Below are 19,853 nucleotides of genomic sequence, written 5' to 3'. Positions count from 1 at the left end.
ATTATGAAATTCACGGTAGCCATTCTTCTACTGTCACTTACCACCGTAAGTGCATCTACCTACGGACAACGGTTCTCACTTCATGAGCCAATCGCCGAATTAACGACTTTAATGAAGAAAATTGAACGTCAGATACCCTATCGGTTCGTATATGATAAGTCCGAAATCGGGGACATCTATGTTAAAGATGCCTACCTGAACGACGCTCCTCTCGAGGAGGGGCTGGATCTTGTCTTACGCAAACAAGGTCTCGACTACAAGATTTTTGACGGATACATCGTTGTCCGCCGGAGTAATACGTCTATAGCAGCACCGTTGAAGCCTCTTCAAGTCTCTGTGAGGGGCACGGTACGCGACGAGTCGGGGCAGGCCATCGAGGCGGTAACGGTTTCCGTGAAGGGAGCGCCCGAAAAACGCACGATTACCAACACAGAGGGTGTCTTCAGCCTGGCGCTCGACCGACCTGTCGCCAAGCTCGTCTTTGAGCATCTTGGCTATGTGAGTAAAGAGATTGATGTCAACGGGCAGCCTAATCTAAACGTCGTATTACAAGCTAAAACCGACGATATAGAAGAAGTTGTCGTCGTGGGCTATGGCACGCAAAGGAAGGCCAATCTTACGGGCGCCGTCAGCGCTATTTCCGGTAAGGAATTGGAAAATAGGCCTATTGCCAATATCGGGCAGGGACTACAGGGGCAACTGCCGGGGTTGACCGTACGTAGCACGGGCAATACGGCTCCCGGAAACCGTGCGCCGCAGATTCGGATCCGGGGCGTAGGGACGTGGGGCGACGCAAATCCGCTAATCGTAATAGACGGTATTCCAGGCGGAAACTTAAATATTCTGAATCCAGATGATATAGAAAGCATTTCCGTTTTAAAGGATGCGGCTTCGTCCTCTATCTACGGTGTGCGTGGAGCCAACGGCGTCATCATGGTCACGACAAAAACAGGAAAATCGGGCCAAACGAATGTTAGCCTTAATAGCTACGTCGGATTCCAGACGCCTACGGCGTTGCCGAAGTTTTTAGGCTCGGCCGACTACATGATGCTACAAAATGAGGCTAATGTCAACGCTGGACAAAACCCAACTTATACCGACGAACAGATTGAGATTGCCCGAAACGGGAGCGACCCCAATTATTTTGCGAATACCGATTGGATTGAAGAAGTGTACCGGAAAAGTGCTCCGCAGCAAAACCATAACCTGAGTTTAAACGGAGGAAACGACAAGACACAGTATTACGCGTCGTACGGCTACTTAAACGAAGGCGGACTGGTTGTCGGCGACAACTTTAAGGCACACCGGCACAATGCCCGTCTACGCCTGAACACGCAAATACTTGACCGGCTCAAGGTAGATGGCAACCTGGGCTATGTAGACCGATCATACGACGGGAGTGCTTCGGGCACTGGAGCCTTGTCGGCAGCAACCAGTATCCGTCCATTGGTACCTGTTCGTTTTACGAATGGTAGCTGGGGTTATCATGGGGGGCAAAGCAACCCCGTTGCGATCGCAACCGACGGCGGAACCAACAGCTTTACGTCGCAGGAAATTACGGCAAATGTGGCGGCTACTTTAACGTTGGCTAAGGGATTGGATTTAAAAGGACAGTACGGGCTGGTCAAATACAATTCGAAAAGAACGACATTGCTGAAAACGATCAACTACTATAGCCCCGACGATAATGCATTGATTTATCAAACAAACAATCCCAACCGGATAGAGATGGATCATTATTCGGGTACTTACCAAACTTTTATAGGTACAGCCAATTATACCACGACTATTCAGGATAAGCACCACATCAAGGCCTTGCTAGGCTACTCTTTGGAAGAAAATGTCGGTAGCGACTTTGGTGCGTCGCGTACGCACCTGCCGGTATATCTCCCTTCGTTGGCCATAGGAACAGATAACCAGCTTAATAGTAGCGCAAGCCGTCAGAATGCTTTAATGTCGTTTTTTGGACGGGTGAATTATGACTTTAATGACAAGTATCTTCTGGAAGGTAACTTCCGTCGGGACGGGTCATCGCGGTTCCATCCGGATATACGTTGGGACTGGTTTGGATCATTCTCAGCGGGCTGGGTGTTCAGTGAAGAGCAATTCTTCGAGAATCTTAAGGGGTTCTGGAACTTCGGTAAACTGCGCTTCTCGTATGGAACCCAAGGAAATGATAAAGTCTGGGATACAGGTGCCAATTCGGTGATGGATTTCGGTTATCTACCGTTGCTGAGCCCCGTGCAGGTAACCGGCAACAATCCCATCGGTAATGTCGGAAGAGTAGGTTTTAGGCAAACCTTTATTCCTAACCAAGGGGTAACGTGGGAATCGTCTGAAAAGATGAATATAGGCGTGGATCTATCCTTTCTGTCACGGCGATTAAATGTTACAGGGGAGTATTTTGTGAACAACACCAATGATATCTTACTTAATCCGCCCTTGCCGGATGTCATAGGAGTTGGAACAGGCTACCCGCCGCGTAACCTAGGATCTGTACAAAACAAAGGCTGGGAGGTGGTTCTCGGTTGGCAGGACAATATCGGAGATTTCAGCTACCGGGCCAACTTCAATCTTTCTGATGTGCGCAACAAGATTACACGTTTAGAAAACCACGCAATGAACTTAGGAGATCGCGTCCGTCTTGAAGGGCACCCCCTAGATGCGTACTACGGTTTTATAGTCGATCGAATAGCGCAGGAAAGTGACTTCGACATTGTGAATGGCGAATATGTGCCCAAATTCCCATTCCAACGCGGCGACCTGGTGGCCCCGGGCGATTTGATTTACGTTCCTACTGATCCGAATGCTACAGAAATCACCGTAGGGGCAGACCGTCATATTCTAGGCAGTGATATCCCTCGATACACGTACGGATTCCGTGGAGATTTCTCTTATAAAAGAATAGATTTTAGCTTCTTTTTACAAGGCGTAGGCAAAGCTGACGGCTTTTTGGCCGGAAACGCCAGACACCCGTTTATTAACAATAGTGCCATGCCGCAAGAAGTACATTTAGACCGGTGGACGCCCGAAAATACCGACGCATCGTACCCCCGTTTTGTCTACATGAGAACGCACAACACCAGAATGTCTTCTAAATGGATCGAAGATGCTTCCTACCTGAGACTGAAAAATATTCAGGTCGGCTATACATTTTCGCCTACATGGACACGGGGATTGCACATCGATCGGTTAAGAATCTACGCCTCTGCAGATAACCTGTTTACAAAGACGGATTTCTTCTATGGGTATGATCCAGAGGTGCCGTCTGGAAACTCCGGGGGATACTATCCGCAGGTAAAGACTTTTGTTGTTGGTTTGAACTTAAATTTAAAGTGATTGTAATGAAATTTCGATATAAGCATAAAAATAAGCTGTATGCAAGTGTGCTTTTAGGTGCCTTGATTTTCTCGTCGTGCAGCGACTTTTTGGATAGGTTTCCGCAAGATCAGATTAGTGATGAAACCTATTGGCAGACGCAGGAACAATTGGAAATGGCCGTAACTGCGATCTATTCACGGGTAAAGGCTAAAAATTTCGTCGATATGGAAAACCTGGGCGAAAATACGATGTGGCCGAGTACCAACCAATATAAAGATATTGGGTCGGGCGTATTTCCGACGACACAGCCAACCGTCAATGACGAATGGAGAAACATGTACCGCGACATCCGGGAATGCAACGCGTTTTTGGAAAATTATGGAAAAGCTCAGGAAGATCAGCCCGGGGCGAAAGAAAGACTGGCTGCCGAAGTGCGTGTAATACGGGCCCTGGGGTATAGCTTCTTAACATCTTTTTATGGGGATATACCCTTAATCACGAAGACGCTCAATCCGGACGACCCCGAGGTGTATGCGGGTCGGGATCCGCAAAGCGAGGTGGTGGATTTTCTGTTGAAGGAGTTGGATGAAGCCGCAGAAGTGTTGCCTGCAGCCATTCCCTCCGGCGAGAACCTCGGAAGGGTGAGCAAGGGTACCGCCTTGGCATTAAAGTCGCGTATCGCCCTGGCTTATGGGCGCTACGAGGTCGCCGAAGCCGCGGCTAAAGCGGTTATGGATCTCGGGGTATACGAACTATATAGTAACGGGGATCCCAGTACTTCCTATTGGGAGCTTTTTACGCGGGCTGGAAAGTTGGCGGGAGGCCGAAACAAAGAAACCATCTTCGCCCGTCTGCATCTGACAGATGTTATCATGCATAACCTTAGTCGGGAAATACAGGTACCCGACCAGTTTGCCCGATTTGTTCCCACGCGCTCCCTCGTAGAGTCGTACCTCTGTTCGGATGGGCTACCTATAGATAAATCGCCCCTATACAGTGATCAAAGCTATGAAGACGTCTTTAAGAACAGAGATCCCCGCATGACACAGACCATTTTAGTTCCGGGAGATACATGGGGGGGACGCTATGATGGACGGCCGACTAACGAAAATCCAGACCCTTCCATTTTTATGGTGCCTAAATTCAGTCAGGACGGCCGGGGATCAGTGACGACAACCGGATATTACTATAAAAAGTATGTCGAGCCCACGGCTGTGCCCAACTATAACCGCGACGACAATGATATTCATCATATCCGTTATGCAGAAGTGCTCCTGAACTACGCCGAAGCGCGTCTAGAACAGAACAAACTGACGCAGGCCGATCTGGATATCTCCATCAATCTTCTGAGAGATCGTGTGGGCATGAAGCGTATGGATCTTAATTTCCTTGCGCAGCACGGTATGGATGTCAGGACGGAAATCCGTCGGGAGCGGAGGATAGAATTGGCGCTTGAGGGACATCGATATTTTGACGTGAGACGTTGGAAAGAAGGAGAAAGACTGGGACGCGACATTGAAGGCGTGAAAGCATCCTGGTTCCCTCAGCTTAGTTCAGCGACTTATCGGAAAAGTCCTGACGGGTACCTTTCGGTGCAATGGAATAGAGCATTTGAGGATCCTAAGAACTATCTTTGGCCTGTACCGGAGGTCCAACGCGAAAGGAATCCTGCCCTAGGACAGAACCCAGGCTGGTAATAAGCCGTATTCGCCGTAAGATGGCCTGAGTAGGCCTCTACGGCGAATACGTTTTTATGCACGTACTTCTTATATATTTCATTGTTTTTGCGTCTCCTGGCTTAGCCGTTCGCCTTAAGGTCAAACTTATTATTTGGCGGAAATGTGGTTATATGATTTTTTTCCGTTTAAACCAGATAAAGATGATCACGGACACCAGCAGCATCAGGGCCAAGGTGAGAAAATAACCCCAATGCCACTCGAGTTCCGGCATATTTTCGAAGTTCATGCCATATATACCGGCGATAAACGTCAACGGAAGGAAGAAGGCCGAAAAGATCGTAAGCAGTTTCATCACGTCGTTGTTTTTCTGGGCGTTGACAGAATGGTACGAATTGAGCAGGTTATTGGCATCCTCCAGAACTTCGTCGTAGTTCAGAATCATGCTAAGCAGATGATCTTTTATATTCTGCAGGGCCGTTTTCTGTTGCGGTTTTACTTCCATCTGGTTGATGACATTCTGAAAAAACTGAAGAAGCTTCTTCGTGATTCTGGCCTGTGCTTTCAGAAAGTAAAGGTTCTCTACCGAAACCTTGGAATAGTCTTTAAGAAAGATCGTTTTCTCAAAATCTCCTATTTTTTTATCCAGTTCATCGAACGGTTCCTGATAGGTGTCTACCATTTTGTAGATGATATGGAGCAGGAGCTCCTCCGCATGCTTAAATTTTTTGTTGCCCAGCTCCAGGAAATCGAATGGCGTGGCATGTATTGTGATAAGCTTCTTATTGTTAAAAAAGAACGCTATTTTGTTGGAAAGCTCGGGAACTGTCGTTGCCCCCATCGTTAAATCGGCAGTGAAAGCTCTTAAAACGATAAATGTATAATTGTCCTGCTTTTCGATTTTGGGCAGGTGGCCGGGCTGTACGCTGTCGCGGATCTGGAAATAATCCAACTGGTATAAGGCTGCTATTTTTTCAAGCTCGGTCTTGTCCGGCTTGCATATGTCGGTCCACTCATAATTTTCGAACGTAACTGTCCGCTGGTACTGATTTTCCATCGTCTACAACTGTTGCCAACTAGGGCGAAATTAGAAGATTCCTGTTGATAGGGCATTGCAAATCGATATACAATGCTCCCGGTTTTCATAAGCAAGTTAGCCATTTTATGTTAATAGTAGATAAGCGATTTAAAAACTCCCCGATATTATGCAGGGCACTTTAAAGCGGCGGCTTCCCGATCTCGTTGAAAGATTCGGACCGTATTAGTTTTGAGCGTAATAGTGGTAAAGCTGCTTTTGCTGTAACAAACCCACAAGCATTCACTATCTGGACTACTTCACGACATGCCGAAGAACAAGATCAACGTGACAATAAAACAGACAGAATGATACGTTCGGCAATGTGTTGGGCATGCGTTCGATAATATCGGTAACTTTCTCCGTGCCGTCTTTCGGAACGATTCCTTGGTTCTTTCTTCTCATGGCTTAGTTGGCTAGTATGTTTATCTATTATTGGCTTTCCACCAATTCGAAATGCCGGCCTTTGTTGTCCCGTTGAACACCTCATCCAGCGCGGGCGTTATTTTCTGTTCGTTGATCGTGTCCCGTGCATTGTTTGAAGCGCAGGCTAACGATAGAGATAATATAAAAACATAATGATGTTCTACGTAGATCCTCTTTTTACCCTCATCAGTGCTTCTGTTGAGCTTTGAAAAGCTGATAGCCAGCTTGACTCTTTTAACTTTCTTTTGCTAATTCTAATTTTTTAGTAATGCCGGCAAGGAAAAGGGATAATGCTCTGCGATACTCCTTCAGCATGTCATCGTTCCAATATCAAAGGCGCGGTTCTCCAAAAGCCTACGAGGACTTTAGGCAAATCTGCGCAAGTCTAGACGGTTCCTGCCGACAATTTGATGTATCAGTTGTGGTACCATGTTCTTTTCGTTTTAGTGAAAACGGGTGGAAGCAGAATAGCGTTGTTTCATAAAATGCAGGTGCTCGCAGACGAGCGCCTGCCCATCTTGAGCCAACCCTTCGGGCAGGAAGGGACTAAGTTTTAAAATCAATCACCGGTGAAATTACCTAACATTCTTGGAAGTTTGAGGGTCACACTCCCATCTGTATTTAAACGCACATACACTTTGATTTTAGTCTCCATAGGCCTCCCGCTGCTACCCTGTATCGCAGGACTCCACTTCGGTTTGCCATCTTTATAAAAATTTGTTTCGTTTGCCCGCAGGTTTTTTTCGGCTATATCAGAAAAAACTGAAGTCTGCCCGTAAAGTAAGCGTTGCAATTCAAATTTTGCAGGTTGTGTATTACTAAAACCAAGAGGAGAGTAGGAGACAATGGCTTCATAGATGAGGACGGAATCAATGGAGGTTTTCAAGTTTGTAGACATAACATCTCTACTAATTCGAGTTTCTATCTCTTTCAAATCTCCCAGATATTTTGCTGGAACTCCGAAATAAGATTTTTTGTTGCTTTGTTCGGACATGTTAGTGTATACAATTCTAACACCTGGAAAAGCCGACAACTGCATGTGCGGATATTTTTGTTTAAAAATAATCCTATCCGCTATAAACCCAAAGTCAAAGAAAAAGAATTTCTGTTTAAAGGCTCCTTCCAAAAAGGTCACTTTTAGATAAGATGTATCTGCTATAGGTTGTATAGAAACGGAAGAAATAGTATCGCCGTCTATTGCGAAAGCAATTCTTTCCACATATTTGTTGTTAAAGTAGTTCTTGGAAGGAAGAGTTACTAATAACCGATGTTTTAAATCAGTATTCCCATTATCTTCTTTATGTTGCCCTTGAAGTATGTTCAACGAACAAAGAAAAATTATTCCTATGATATATTGCTTCATAATGACTACGATCTTTTATACTATACGATTTGACCAGGGTTAGTAGGTGTATAATCCAATTGTTTTCCGCCAGAGTCCGGAGGGTAGGGTTTATAAAACTCAGCCTCAGACATTCCAGTTCTAATATAGAAATCGCCCCCACCACCTTTAGCACTGTAAGTACCATCGGCATTGATAATTCCAGCATGGGCAATATCTGACGTATATGTAGTGCCACCGTAGATTACTACCATACTGGATTCTTCCTTTGAACATCCACATAATTAGAAGGTTTTCATAAATCTGATTTGCGTTTTACGAATCACGTGGCCAAAGAAGAAGATATTCGGTATGCCGAGGTAGATAACGCCACTTACGAATTGAACTGCCCCAACAAACGTCATTCCATCCTAACATCTAGATTCTTACAACATAAAAGACAAGCTAATGACAATATCAGTCACCTGTATGGTTGTATAGCTTATTTGGCAATTTCACGACAATTTCTCCATCTTGACATAATTCTACATAGATTCTCATTTTCACCCTCATCAGTGCTCCCGTTGAGCTTTGAAAGGCTGGCACCCACCTTGCCTTTTTTAAACTCTCCTCTACTAATTTGGAAAATTTTGAAGAGCGTCCAATGATAAGTTTTATATCATCCAGTTCTCCTTTTTTTGATACCACCGTCTCATACACCAGTGCAGAGTCTAAGTCTTTAATAGGTTCTATTCTTTTTGTAGATTTTTTCAAGCCATCTCTAAATCCTTGAAAATCGCCATTAAACTTGGCAGGTAGCCCAGAACTGAAACCATGTCCTATTTCCGTTCCTCTAAAGTAGGTATAAATTGTGCTATCTCGATGCATATCTATTCTGTACATACTGAACTTCATTGTAGTGTCTTGGGCACCAAGGTATGTTTGATTCATTGCTCTCGGCATTTGAGGAATGACCAAATCAGGAAATTGATTGTACATCAGCATAACGTCTCCTTTGATGGTTAAATCAAAACCTCTGTTGAGAGCCACGGTATTAGTATCCGGGTCAAAATTCAAATCCTGTATCGGTTTCTCAAAATTAAAAACAATATCAGTCAGTTTACTATTGCGATAATAAAAACCAATATATTTTATATTTTCACCAAGAAAAACTGGACAAGTATTTGGAACGACAACGCTAATTCTCCCTTTATCCTGAACGGATATTAATTCGGTTTTAGGTTGAGCTGATGCATTACCAGATATCCATAGCAATAAAAAAATCAAAAATATTTGTCTCATAGAATCAAAGAAACTATTTTTTTGCCCTATTATTTTATTTTTTTAATATCCTGCAAAAGTATGAAGTCCCATAGGTGTTTTGATAGTTACACTGCCATCATCGTTTAAACGTGCCAATACACGGATAAATGTATCGTGTCTCAATCCAGAAGTTTCCAATACCGCCGCTTGCCATGATCTGCTGTTTTTTCGAAACTCTTGAGTAATGATATCCGACAATAATGATGGTTTACCAACAATTTGCTCAATATCGGCCAAGCTGTCATTACGTAGCACCATGCACTTGAACACATAAATAGAATCTGTCTTTTCTTTCGTGTCTTTTTCTTTTTCATACCTTAAGCGAATATGATTCTCCAGATCTTTTATTTCTCCCCTATATGATGCCGGCCATCCCAAAGTCTTTTGTTGTGTATCGGCCAGAAAAAAATTGTCCTTTGCAAATCTATATACAATTGAATCTGTAAATATCACCGTACTGTAGAGATGACGTTCTTGGATTTCCGGCATTGATATACATAGTTATTGTGAGAAATAAACTTATTCGGTTTTTTTATAAAATGGAGGAATCTGCTTACAAATGTTTTGAACATAGTTACTTTAGTTTATAATATTTCACAGTTCCAGGGTAAAATCCGGTGTACCAGCTGGCGCTTCGCCTCTTTTAAATGTATTTGTCTTTTATTTACGATCCTCTTTTCCATACCATCCTAATTGTGTTTTTTGTGTCAATCTATATATTTTACTCGATCATACGCTCGAATCCAATTAGGGTTGAACGAAGGATGTTTTTGAATGTCAGGAGTAACCTGGTTGCCTTTCTTATCAATACAATAAGCCGATCCGTCTTTGAAAACGACAGCGGTGCCATCCACAAAAGGGCCGGCACGATCATAGACAGCTTGTAATACCGTGTCTCCACTGCGGTTTATATATCCATATGCCTGTTTGCGGTTGATGATAATCTCATTGCCTTCCCACTGATATTCATCTCCCTTTTTCCGAGCGGTTTCTTCCTTGTCGTTGATATAGGTCCTCTGAGGACAGCCTGCACAGAAAGAGGCCAATCCATCCATAAACCTGTCGACATATGCATATCTCGGCTGAATCACTATCTCACCATCCATATTGGCAAATCCGATTAGCCCTTGTTCGTCCACGATTCTGAACAATCCCTCCTCCACTATATCTACACCATTGTCAAAAGGATAAACCTGAAACAGTATTTCGTCATTTCTGTTGATAGCATAGTAACCTTTAACCTGCGACAAGCCTTGATGTCTTACAGCGACGAAGCCGATCGTTTTGATGGTGTCGGTAAAAACTCTGGGATATTTGCCAAACGGAATGACTATTTTTCCCTTTGAATCTGCATATCCGTATTTTTCTGATTTGTCAGAAGTATCTACTTTAAGATACAAATAATACTCAGAGGAAAAATGCTTCGGTTGGGAACAGCTAAGAAAGAGTAAAGTACCCAACAATAATATAAATCTGAATAACATGGCGTTCTATTTAATTTGTTCTTACAAAGTATATTGTTACGCAATATAACTGATACAGTTTCCGGATATGACGAAATTGAATCTCAATCCTTCAATAGGCTTTCCCAACTATCAATGTATTTTATCCGTTTGCTGATATGCGGATCCAACGGTTTTTGGTTCGGATGTTTTTTCGGGTCATATGCCACCTCATTGCCTTGACGGTCGATGTAAAAAGCTCTGCCATCTTTGTATACCAATGCTATACTATCCTTAAAATCATCAATCCTATCGTAGATAGGTTGTAATACGGTGTCGCCTTTAGTGTTAATCATCCCATATCTTACTTTCCGTTGTATAATGACTGTATCCTGTAGTCTCCCAATTATTTGGAGTAGCTCCCCTCGTGCATTTTCATCATGGAACTTAAGGTAAGATCCAACTTTGCAACCTTGGCAAAAAATGGCCCTTCCATCTCTAAATGAGTTTACTTGTGTAAATCTTTGGGAAACAATCACTTTACCATTCATATTGGCAAATCCGATCAATCCGTCCTCGTCGAGGATACGAAAGAGTCCCTCGCTCACTTTGTAATCTTACCCGACATAGGGACGCCATTTAAAAATGGTATTCGAATAGAGTCAATATCTTGATGAGAATTAAAAATTTCATGGATAGAACTTTCTAACTCTTCGTTCTTAAAGTCGACCTTTACCTGCGCTTTTAAAAAGATTGAATATCCCTGGAGAATCAGAAAAGTAAGAAAAATAGAAAAGTGTTTTAAGATTTTCATGATATCTATATACGGTAAGCGTTGTAGTGGTCGTGAGTTGCTTTTCCGGCTCGTGAAAGGCAAGTTTGAACCCACTTTTTATTTTTTTTAGCCGGTGAAGAAATAGTTGATTACGGAAACCACAATTGTGAGGTACGAAATAAATGTGACTCCTACTTTGACCGGATAAAGATGTATTTCCTCCAAACGTTTGATTCCGGTAATTAAACATATCAGCTGTGATTACCGTAACAGCTAAAATTCCAGCTATATGGAACGTAGTAGCGCCATATAGCTGGAATAGCCGCGGAATTTATTGCCTTATTGCGCGGTAGGCAGTTTCAACATGCGGAATTCAGACATCTGGAACGCACTGCTGGACTTCCTTGCTTTGATGTGAATGCGATAGAACGTGTAAGGCGTAGCGTTATCAAACGAGAATATTCTGGTCAACCGGCGCGAACTAAAGTTTTCATTCGTTCTTGAATCGAGCACAGTCCAATTTTGTCCGTCGTTGGATCCCAAAATATCCCAATCTCTAGGGTCGCGGTCGTCCGCGTCGTTTCCTGAAGTCATCGAATAGCCGTTGACCACCTGCGGTTGGTAGTATTCGAACTGCCAATAGAAATACGAATCGTTTATGCCGCCTACAAACCATTTCGTGGTAATGTTATTATCGATCAGTTTGGACGAACCCTCGCCGGCGTCTCTGCCGCCGCCGTTTTCATGAGATACCGTAAACTCATTGTCCAGTGTCGTGAGATCTCTCACTATTCCCAGGCTCGCCAAAAGCATGTTCATTGACATGACGGAACCTTTTGGCGTGGTTAGCACGACGTAAGCATTTACAAACTGTCCATCAGGTATGTCTAATTTCATGTCAGGCTCTTCCGACTCCAGGTGTGAGGTCTGTTCGTTTTCACGGATAAACCATTGCGTTTTCGCGACGTTCACGTCCGTTTCATAGCTCATACGGAGACCGTCAGCAGAGGGGGACGCGACGAGCTGCATCAACTCCGAAGGCACTATCCTCACCGTCTCTTCCCGTTGCGCCCAAAAACCCTCGTCGTTCACGGTTACGAGCTTTACCACAAAGCTGCCTGTTTTGAGAAACGTATGGGTAGGAGAGGCCTCAGACGACGTGCTGTCATCATCAAACGACCAACGCGTAGCTCCGTAGTTGGTCGAAGTGTTGGTGAACTTGATAGTAAACGGATCCTTCGGATCGACTACCTCATAGGTGAAGGACGCTGTGGGCTTCGGCAGTAATGGCTCATCGTCGATGATAGGGTCTTCCTTATCTGAACAGGACGTCAGTGCTATTAGGAGGGCTATCATAAAATATAAAGGATTTCTGGTCATATTTGTTGCTTTTTAGGGTCTGAAAATTAACGTACTTTAATCATCCTCCATTCGGTAATCTGGAACAGGTTCGTGCCGCCTACGATAGACGTGATATTTAGCCTGTAGTGGGTATAAGCGACAGGGTAGGCGATATTAAACCGTCTCGTCATTAACCGGTTGGCAAATGTTTCATTTCTGCGGCTGTCAATCGTAGTCCAGTTTACGCCATCGTTGGAAGCCTGTAGTTCCCATTCATTTGGATCCCGCTGCTGGGCGTCGTTCCCCGATGTCAGCGTATAAGCTCCGATCTTTTGAGGTTCGGGGAACACCAACATACATACAAGGTCTCCCGTGAAGTCCGGTTGGAGGAACTTCGACGTGAAATTATTATCAACCATTTTTTTAGACCCTTCTGCAGCATCAGGCCCTCCGCCGTTGTCTCTATTAACGGAGAAGACGCCGAGGTTGGTTACATCCTCCTCGAGCACGTTGTCGCAGTCGATTAAGATGGTGGTAAAGCTTTTGGCCGGGTCGACAATATGCAGGCTTGGGTTTCTGAGACGGACAACGACCGCCAGCAGCTTCCCTTCGTTTTCATTGATTGTAGACCAAGGGACATCCACGGCAAATGTTGCCTGGCTTGCGTTGCTCCGGAAACTGAGTTTGTCATCCACTGTGAACCGGTCCTCCGGCAGCGCTACCGTATTCGGGGGCAGCGTTCCGGCCGTAACCATGCGCTGTACTGTGTCCAGATCGGTGACAATGTCGATAGAAAAAGCGTTTCCCGGAAAGCTGGCCAAATTGACGGTTAACGGGATGGAAATACCGCCCGAAGAGCTGTTATAGTTTTGTCGGTCGCGCGCGGTTACAATATCTCCGCCGGTTTGGAAGGAAAGATAATGAATATCCTCCACCGTTAACAGCTCTGCCGTGTTAAGGATAATAATACCAACACTGTTTTTCTCGTCAATATTATTTTCCTTGCTGGCGTCATTGAGCGAATAGCCAATCGCTATTTTTTTGCCAAAGTGCCGCTCGACTTCCGTCCGTGTGATCGCTATACGGAACTCTGCAACATCGGACCCATAGCTTACTTTCGCCACGTTATCGATCTGTACAGCTGCAGCCGATACCGCGGAGACGTCTTTTAGTGTTCCCGCCTCCAGCTGCTTTAACACGGTGTCCTGGTTGACACGCAGCCCCACTTCGAAGGCTTTCGAAGCGTGGCCGCTCAATGTTAGTCCTACGGTAACCGTCAGCGACTCGTTGGTTTTTGTTACATTTTTTATAGTGGTGCCCGCTGAGACCTGCACGGCCGATGTTTCCACGGGTCTAAAGTCTTCCAGCGCCGTTTCCCGACACGCAGCAAAGGCGCAGAGTAGCGTTATGATAAAGCCGATATTTTTTACTGTCTTCATAGTCTTATAGATTTATTTGTCTAACCAAACCCGACCATCCATTTGCCAACTAAGTTGACGGGGCACCTTCAACCAGCTGATGATTTGCGCGGAAACATCGTATGTACGTGGAACGAGCAGTCCAAGCTGTTCTGTAGAGGGTGAGCAAATGAAATCGTTGAGCATGGTGGTAGGATAGGCGGGATCCCCCAATTTTAGGTGGGCGCCGTAAGGCCCTTCGTCGAAGATCATTCCTTCTGTATTTGTCCCCATAATGGGCCAGTAACCGGCCAGGTAGTTATAATAAGGATGGTTCGGATCGACACCAATGTCGCAGCTGTACTGTCTGACCATATCGTCCGGCATTGCCGTCTTCCAGATCTTAACATCGGCTAAGTAGGCGTCTGATCGCCAATTTTCCCGCGTGGGCAAGAAGCCGATTCGCAGCGGCCACCTGGTGTCCAGGTTACCCCATCCGGTAATGTTACCCTCGCGGTTGAATACCCCATTGGTATACAGCCGGACAAACCGCTCGCCATCCCGACGTACACCGACAAGTGTTATGGTATTCCAGGTTGCGTTGTTTAAGCGTTGGTTTTGATCGGATTTAACCTCGCCATACCCCTTGTCGCCCCGCCCATTAAACACCCAGAAGTCGTCCGAGAGATGGATCACCCACCCGAACATCTGTTCTCTGTCCCATCCTCCCTGCCATGTCTCCCGCTTGCCGATGATGGAGGGATGGCTAAACCGATAGTTGTTGTTGGGGCCTCTATTCTTTTTGATTTTTATCTCTATGGTGAAGTCGCCGTCACCCAGGTCGAATAAATCGTTCTCGCTCTGCAGTTCGGCATACTTAACGTCATTGAAACGCATAAACTCGCCGGATAGCCTATTGCCGATGTAGGGCTTACCGATGAATTTAGAATTGTACCGCGGCGAATACATGATCGTGAACGTGTTTACAGAAGGATTACTAAACACGGTATTGTCGTTTTCCTCCTGCGGAATTTCGAAATATCCGCCCTGACTCGATGTGATGATGACCAACCAGTCTTCCCGCTGGTATTTTTCCCGTTTTTCGAGTGCTGCTAAGATTTCGCCGACACGGCTATCGAAGCCGTCTATGGCTTCCTTATATTTACTAAAGGAGATATCAAACCCACTTTCCAGCCCGGCCCGCTGTACGTCCTCAAAATGAGCGGTTATTAGGGTTTGATCTTCCGCGCCTAGACTGGCTATAACCTTGTTTTTGACATCTTCGTCGCTGCTTGCCAGTCTTGTTGTCGCGCGCTCTCCATAATGGTCGATAAACTGCTGGTTTGCACTGATAAGTTCTATTTTTGCCCCCGGATCGAAATCGACAATTCTTTCGAAAACCGACGGGTATATGTCGAGTTTGTTCGTTGAGAAATCGTTATCGACGACGCCGTGTTTAGCGATTCCTACCCCTGTAAAGATGCCCGTCCAGTTGGCAGCGATACCCTGTGCATTTTCCTCACTAAGCCCAACCCACGTATGTATTGCATTGGGCAACAATCCGCTTATGGTGGGCGATTTAGAGTCCCGCACAGACTGTCCGCGCGCCCCATCCACGACAAGCAGCAAAACTTTTCTGGCGCCGTAGGCGACGTCAATTTCTTCATCTTCCGACACGGGAATCACTTTGCTAAAGTCTTCTTTACAGTCGCTGAAGAGGCTCAGCACCAAGAACGACATGAGCAGGTGTTTGAGTGTATTTAAATTAATCTTTTTCATGGCTTTATTATTCAATAGTCACTCTAATCAGGTTAGAAACGTCTTCATTATTAAATTTAGAGAAGCTACCCATCAGCAATAAGGCCCGTTTTCCGTCCTCAGAAGTGGTCTCCACGACGTGGAATAGGGTGCCCGAGAACTGGCCGGTAGCGTTAAAGGCCGGATCTGCCAGGGCGCCGTTGGGATTCAGTATCATAAAACGATTCCGTGTAACGCCATCATAAGTCATGAAGGTCCCCGACACGACGATCAGGCCGTCGCTGAGCTGCTTGGCATAGTTCGGGAATCCTCCTACAAATGCCCTCGCCCGGAAGTTCTCGTCTAATGTGCCGTCGGCATTCAGCAACGCAACATTTGCTGCGGGCTGGCCGTTATACGACCTAAACTGGCCGACCAGCACATATTTCTGCGTTTGTTCGTTGAATGTAGCATTGGCAATAACAAAGTCGGCGCCGGTACCTCCCGGATTGAATGTCTCGTCGACGGTGCCGTCTGCGTTTAACCTCGTAACGTAACCCGTGGGTCTGTTGTCGAACCGTGTAAAGCTACCGTAGACCAATATTTTGCCCTGTAGAGGGCCCGATTCATGCCGCAAGGTAGCGATATTACCGTTTCCGCCCGGCAAAGGGGTATTGCCATTAAATCGGAAGCTTTTGTCCAGGGAGCCATCGAGATTTAAACGGGCGATCTGCCGTATTTCGATACTATCGACAATGGTGGTATCCCGTGTTTCCCGCTCGTTAGGCTGGTCATATCTCCGGCTTACATAGTACCTGAAGTTACCTGCAGCGATCAGCTTGTCGCCTTGCGCATATAGCTTCGCAACAGCAGCGTTAAACCCGCCGTTGAACCGCGGTACATATTTGGTGGTGTCCGACTGATCGGGTCTCCTAAAGGGTTTTACACCTACCGAATCCAATCCACCGGTTAGATGTAGACTAGTGATGTTGGAAATGTTCTCGTTTTTCTGATTATAGCCCGAAAAAGCACCTGCTATATAGTAGCGGTCGTTAATCTGGACGATACTGTTTACCGATCCATTGGCTCCCGTTCCGGTTCTCCAGCTCACATCGTATACGCCGTTGGCGTACGTCCGCACCAGCCGGTTGATCGGACGGACGAGCCCCCTGCGGTTGTAATCGGTAAAGTTACCAACGTATATTACTTTACCGTCGGGCATCACAAAGCGGTCATTAACGTAGTTGTTTGTCCCTTGCCTCGCTTCCCAGGTCGGGTCGATTTTTATCTTTCCTTCGACCTCAAACTCGGGCCCGAAGACGATAATATCGTCAATGGTCACCGAGGTGACGCCTGTACTGGCATAGGGTGGGACGCGTACTTCTACTTGGTCGCCGGATATATTGATAATTTCGGCGTCTTGACCGTTAAATTTAAAAACAGCTTTGTCCCGGAATTCAGCAAGTCCTACGATTTTTGCCTTGACGACGGTACCGACCCCGCCACTGGCAGGAGATAGCGTCTGCGACCTGTCATACGTCACCGGCAGGGGAGGCCGGCCTTCTTCGTATGGCTCAGAGAAAAACGTCGCTTCTTTCGCGCATCCTGCTATCAGGACGCACAAGAATAGCACCAGGAGCTTATATGTTGTAGTTGTTTTCATCGGTTTTACCTTTTACTTTGAATAATATCTGTCTGTATATCTCCATCGCGGAATCCAAAGACCCCTTGTGTATAATCCAGCACATGTACAACGCCGTTGCGGGGCTGAATGTCGGAAGAAGCAACCGGCACCGCATTGAATGTATTCGGGGTGGCGAGGTCAGCGATGTAACCTATGTGCAGCTGTCTGTAACCCATATACCGTAATACCGAGGTGCCGTCGGAGCTCACGGCATCGTGGTATACCACACCGATATTAAAGATGCCGTCTCCTTGCGAGTAATAGTTCTGCCCTCCGTAAACGTTCATGAGACCATAATCTACCTGCGGGTAGTCGGCTAGTTTATTTTTCCCGTTAAATATATGCCGGTGCAGATAGAAGTTCCAGATGGCAGGATCTACGTCGCTCAATACTTGTACGGTATCCAATCCTAAAAGGTAGAGTTGCCTATTCAAGCCACCTACTGTCAACGAACCAATCAGGCTTTTGATATCTTCGTCGCGTGGTGCAAAAAATGTGAATTCCTCGTTTTTGAACTTATCCTCCAGCCCCGCCAGCCGCACAATTTGCGCGATGGTATCGAACTCTCTTGGTTTGGAATCCAGGTAATCCATAATAGAACCGTCAAACTCGGCCTGTGCCCGTCCCCCGTCGGTATAGTAGTCGTCCTTGGCACAAGACCAAAGGCAAAGGGCCGCCATTAATAGTAGCGCCGCGCTCCTTAGTGTCGATTTTGTCATCACTTTCATATTATCTCCCTATTGTAGTCCAGTACTCATTTAATACAATCTGTGGATTATAAATCCGCGCACTTTCGTGCAAAGGCCATGTCCAGGCTCGCCGGTTATATTGATCGATATTCATAGGGGTTCTGGTCCACTCTGAATTCATAATCCTCCGCGTACGTATCAGGTCGAAGTAGCGATGCGCTTCACCGATAAGCTCACGGCATCTTTCGGAGAAAATGAAATTCTTAAGCGGGCCGCCGCCATCTCCGGAATATGGTGTGGCGTGCGCCCGGCGGCGGACCATATTCAAAGCCGTTATAGCCTCCGTTGTTCGATCTAACTCTGCGAGGGACTCGGCGTACAGCAAGATGGCGTCCGAGTATCGGAAGATGATAATGGAATTGTCTGGATACCCTTGTTCGTTGCCGGAAGTATACACGTTTGTTGCAAACTTTTTCAATACAAATTGACCGTTATCCGCCGTAATATCTTCGATCCACAAGTCACGCCGCCTATCGGCATCGCCCTCGGGATAGATTTTGTTCATATAATCCGAGATAAAGTAACAAGGGCTGATAGACTTATCATGACGCGGAAAAAGATAGGGCCACCGTAAAAAATGACTCCAAAACTGGTAATGGTTTCTTACATCGAAGTTGTCCCACGTCTCCGGAAATAGGGTAACATCGCCATAGTTTACACTCCGATAAAATTCGAATAAGGATTCTTCCGTTCTTCCTTTGGCCACCTGAGCCCAGGATTCCTCGGTCATTTCGTATAGGCGATGGGCTTTGCTATCGATCAGCTCTTTGCCGAGTGCGGCCACTTTATTATGGTAGCTTTGGCTGTTCGCCCGATCAAAGGATGCGTTCCAGGCGTTCATATGCATTAGCAGGGCAACGATGGCTCCTCTCGCTGGACGCGCGCCGCGTTGCGCCGGGTCGGTCAACGTCCAGACGATCTTGTCTTTCTCCGGTTCCAAGTCTGCAATACACTTGTTTAATACAGACACCATATCTTCCCGTGGCAGAGAGGAGGAAAAATACGGTTCTGTGTAATACACCACATCGCCGTATAACCGTACCATCCAAAAATAGGTAAAGCTACGGATGAATTTTGCTTCCGCTACATACCGGTCTTTGTCTGCTCCGCTCACGCCGGGAATACCTTCCTCAAGCTTCGAAAGCAGAATATTGACGCTTTGAATGACCTGGTAGTAGCCATCCCAGCGAGTGATGTTTTCGAATTTATAGTCTAAGAATCGGGGATTGTAGATGGCGTCGAGCAGGTTGTTACGGCCCAGCACCTGGACTACTTGTCGTTCGTCTGGATCTATCGGCCGCGTACGGGCATCGCCCGACTGTGGAGACGGAAAAATCTCCCCTGATCTTGCTTCGCCGATGGCTCCCATTACCCAGCTTTCCTGAATCTTCTGGAAAAACCTAGAGTAGATAAAAGCTAAATTAGATTCGACGTCGGCCTTTGATAGGTAAAAATTGTTCCCCGTCAGGCGGTCTATCGGATCGATAGTTAGATATTTTTGGCAGCCCGTGCCTGTTAATAGGAGGGCAGTAATCAGCAGCGTTCTGACTAGTTTATAGGTTTGTATGTGATGCTTTTGCTCCATG

At 45.9% G+C, this 19,853-nt stretch carries 15 protein-coding genes and 1 pseudogene; 2 read left to right on the top strand and 14 right to left on the bottom strand.

Annotated features, from left to right (window positions below; translation table 11 throughout):
• The first annotated feature begins 3 nt into the window (after positions 1-3).
• Together BC792_RS12525 and BC792_RS12520 are read left to right on the top strand one after the other, a co-directional pair.
• On the top strand, positions 4-3,339 hold the full coding sequence (locus BC792_RS12525) for a TonB-dependent receptor (RefSeq protein WP_246155042.1): 3,336 nt from the start codon (positions 4-6) through the stop codon (positions 3,337-3,339).
• A 5-nt stretch (positions 3,340-3,344) separates the two neighbouring features.
• Positions 3,345-5,018 carry a RagB/SusD family nutrient uptake outer membrane protein gene (locus tag BC792_RS12520; RefSeq protein WP_148909358.1) on the top strand — a complete coding sequence of 558 codons (1,674 nt, stop codon included), beginning with the start codon at positions 3,345-3,347 and terminating at the stop codon, positions 5,016-5,018.
• A 148-nt stretch (positions 5,019-5,166) separates the two neighbouring features.
• On the opposite strand, the gene BC792_RS12515 is transcribed toward BC792_RS12520, so the two are convergent.
• The 14 genes and pseudogenes from BC792_RS12515 to BC792_RS12460 form a co-directional block, all read right to left on the bottom strand.
• On the bottom strand, positions 5,167-6,054 hold the full coding sequence (locus BC792_RS12515; protein WP_148909357.1) for a CorA family divalent cation transporter: 888 nt from the start codon (positions 6,052-6,054) through the stop codon (positions 5,167-5,169).
• A 273-nt stretch (positions 6,055-6,327) separates the two neighbouring features.
• Positions 6,328-6,477 carry a hypothetical protein gene (locus BC792_RS18375; protein WP_170250030.1) on the bottom strand — a complete coding sequence of 50 codons (150 nt, stop codon included), beginning with the start codon at positions 6,475-6,477 and terminating at the stop codon, positions 6,328-6,330.
• A 580-nt stretch (positions 6,478-7,057) separates the two neighbouring features.
• Positions 7,058-7,861: a hypothetical protein gene (locus tag BC792_RS12510; RefSeq protein WP_148909356.1), complete on the bottom strand. Its 804-nt coding sequence runs from the start codon at positions 7,859-7,861 to the stop codon at positions 7,058-7,060.
• A gap of 435 nt (positions 7,862-8,296) precedes the next feature.
• Positions 8,297-9,121, bottom strand: a complete 825-nt coding sequence (locus BC792_RS12505; RefSeq protein ID WP_148909355.1) for a hypothetical protein — start codon at positions 9,119-9,121, stop codon at positions 8,297-8,299.
• Positions 9,122-9,163: 42 nt separating this feature from the next.
• Positions 9,164-9,631, bottom strand: coding sequence for a hypothetical protein (locus tag BC792_RS12500; protein WP_148909354.1), 468 nt, complete (start codon positions 9,629-9,631; stop codon positions 9,164-9,166).
• 218 nt (positions 9,632-9,849) lie between these two features.
• Positions 9,850-10,626: a WG repeat-containing protein gene (locus BC792_RS12495; protein ID WP_148909353.1), complete on the bottom strand. Its 777-nt coding sequence runs from the start codon at positions 10,624-10,626 to the stop codon at positions 9,850-9,852.
• Positions 10,627-10,709: 83 nt separating this feature from the next.
• The gene (locus BC792_RS18615) at positions 10,710-10,940 is read right to left on the bottom strand and encodes a WG repeat-containing protein (protein WP_246155041.1); all 231 of its coding nucleotides are present in this window, start codon (positions 10,938-10,940) and stop codon (positions 10,710-10,712) included.
• Between the two features lie 126 nt (positions 10,941-11,066).
• Positions 11,067-11,135 (bottom strand): annotated as a pseudogene (locus BC792_RS18800) (hypothetical protein); the annotation flags it as partial.
• A gap of 563 nt (positions 11,136-11,698) precedes the next feature.
• Positions 11,699-12,739 carry a discoidin domain-containing protein gene (locus BC792_RS12485; RefSeq protein ID WP_148909351.1) on the bottom strand — a complete coding sequence of 347 codons (1,041 nt, stop codon included), beginning with the start codon at positions 12,737-12,739 and terminating at the stop codon, positions 11,699-11,701.
• Positions 12,740-12,765: 26 nt separating this feature from the next.
• Positions 12,766-14,139 (bottom strand): discoidin domain-containing protein, encoded by a 1,374-nt coding sequence (locus BC792_RS12480; protein ID WP_148909350.1) that lies wholly within the window; start codon positions 14,137-14,139, stop codon positions 12,766-12,768.
• 12 nt (positions 14,140-14,151) lie between these two features.
• Entirely contained in the window at positions 14,152-15,876 is a 1,725-nt protein-coding gene (locus BC792_RS12475) for a LamG-like jellyroll fold domain-containing protein (RefSeq protein ID WP_148909349.1), read from the bottom strand.
• A 7-nt stretch (positions 15,877-15,883) separates the two neighbouring features.
• A complete protein-coding gene (locus BC792_RS12470) occupies positions 15,884-17,497 on the bottom strand; it encodes a DUF5008 domain-containing protein (RefSeq protein WP_148909348.1) in 1,614 nt (537 codons plus the stop codon).
• Positions 17,498-17,502: 5 nt separating this feature from the next.
• A complete protein-coding gene (locus BC792_RS12465) occupies positions 17,503-18,237 on the bottom strand; it encodes a fasciclin domain-containing protein (RefSeq protein WP_170250028.1) in 735 nt (244 codons plus the stop codon).
• A gap of 10 nt (positions 18,238-18,247) precedes the next feature.
• Positions 18,248-19,852, bottom strand: coding sequence for a RagB/SusD family nutrient uptake outer membrane protein (locus BC792_RS12460; RefSeq protein ID WP_148909346.1), 1,605 nt, complete (start codon positions 19,850-19,852; stop codon positions 18,248-18,250).
• Position 19,853 lies beyond the last annotated feature (1 nt).

The organism is Sphingobacterium allocomposti, assembly GCF_008124885.1.
In the GTDB taxonomy this organism is placed as follows: domain Bacteria; phylum Bacteroidota; class Bacteroidia; order Sphingobacteriales; family Sphingobacteriaceae; genus Sphingobacterium; species Sphingobacterium allocomposti.
This window is presented reverse-complemented; position numbering and strand designations above follow the sequence as displayed.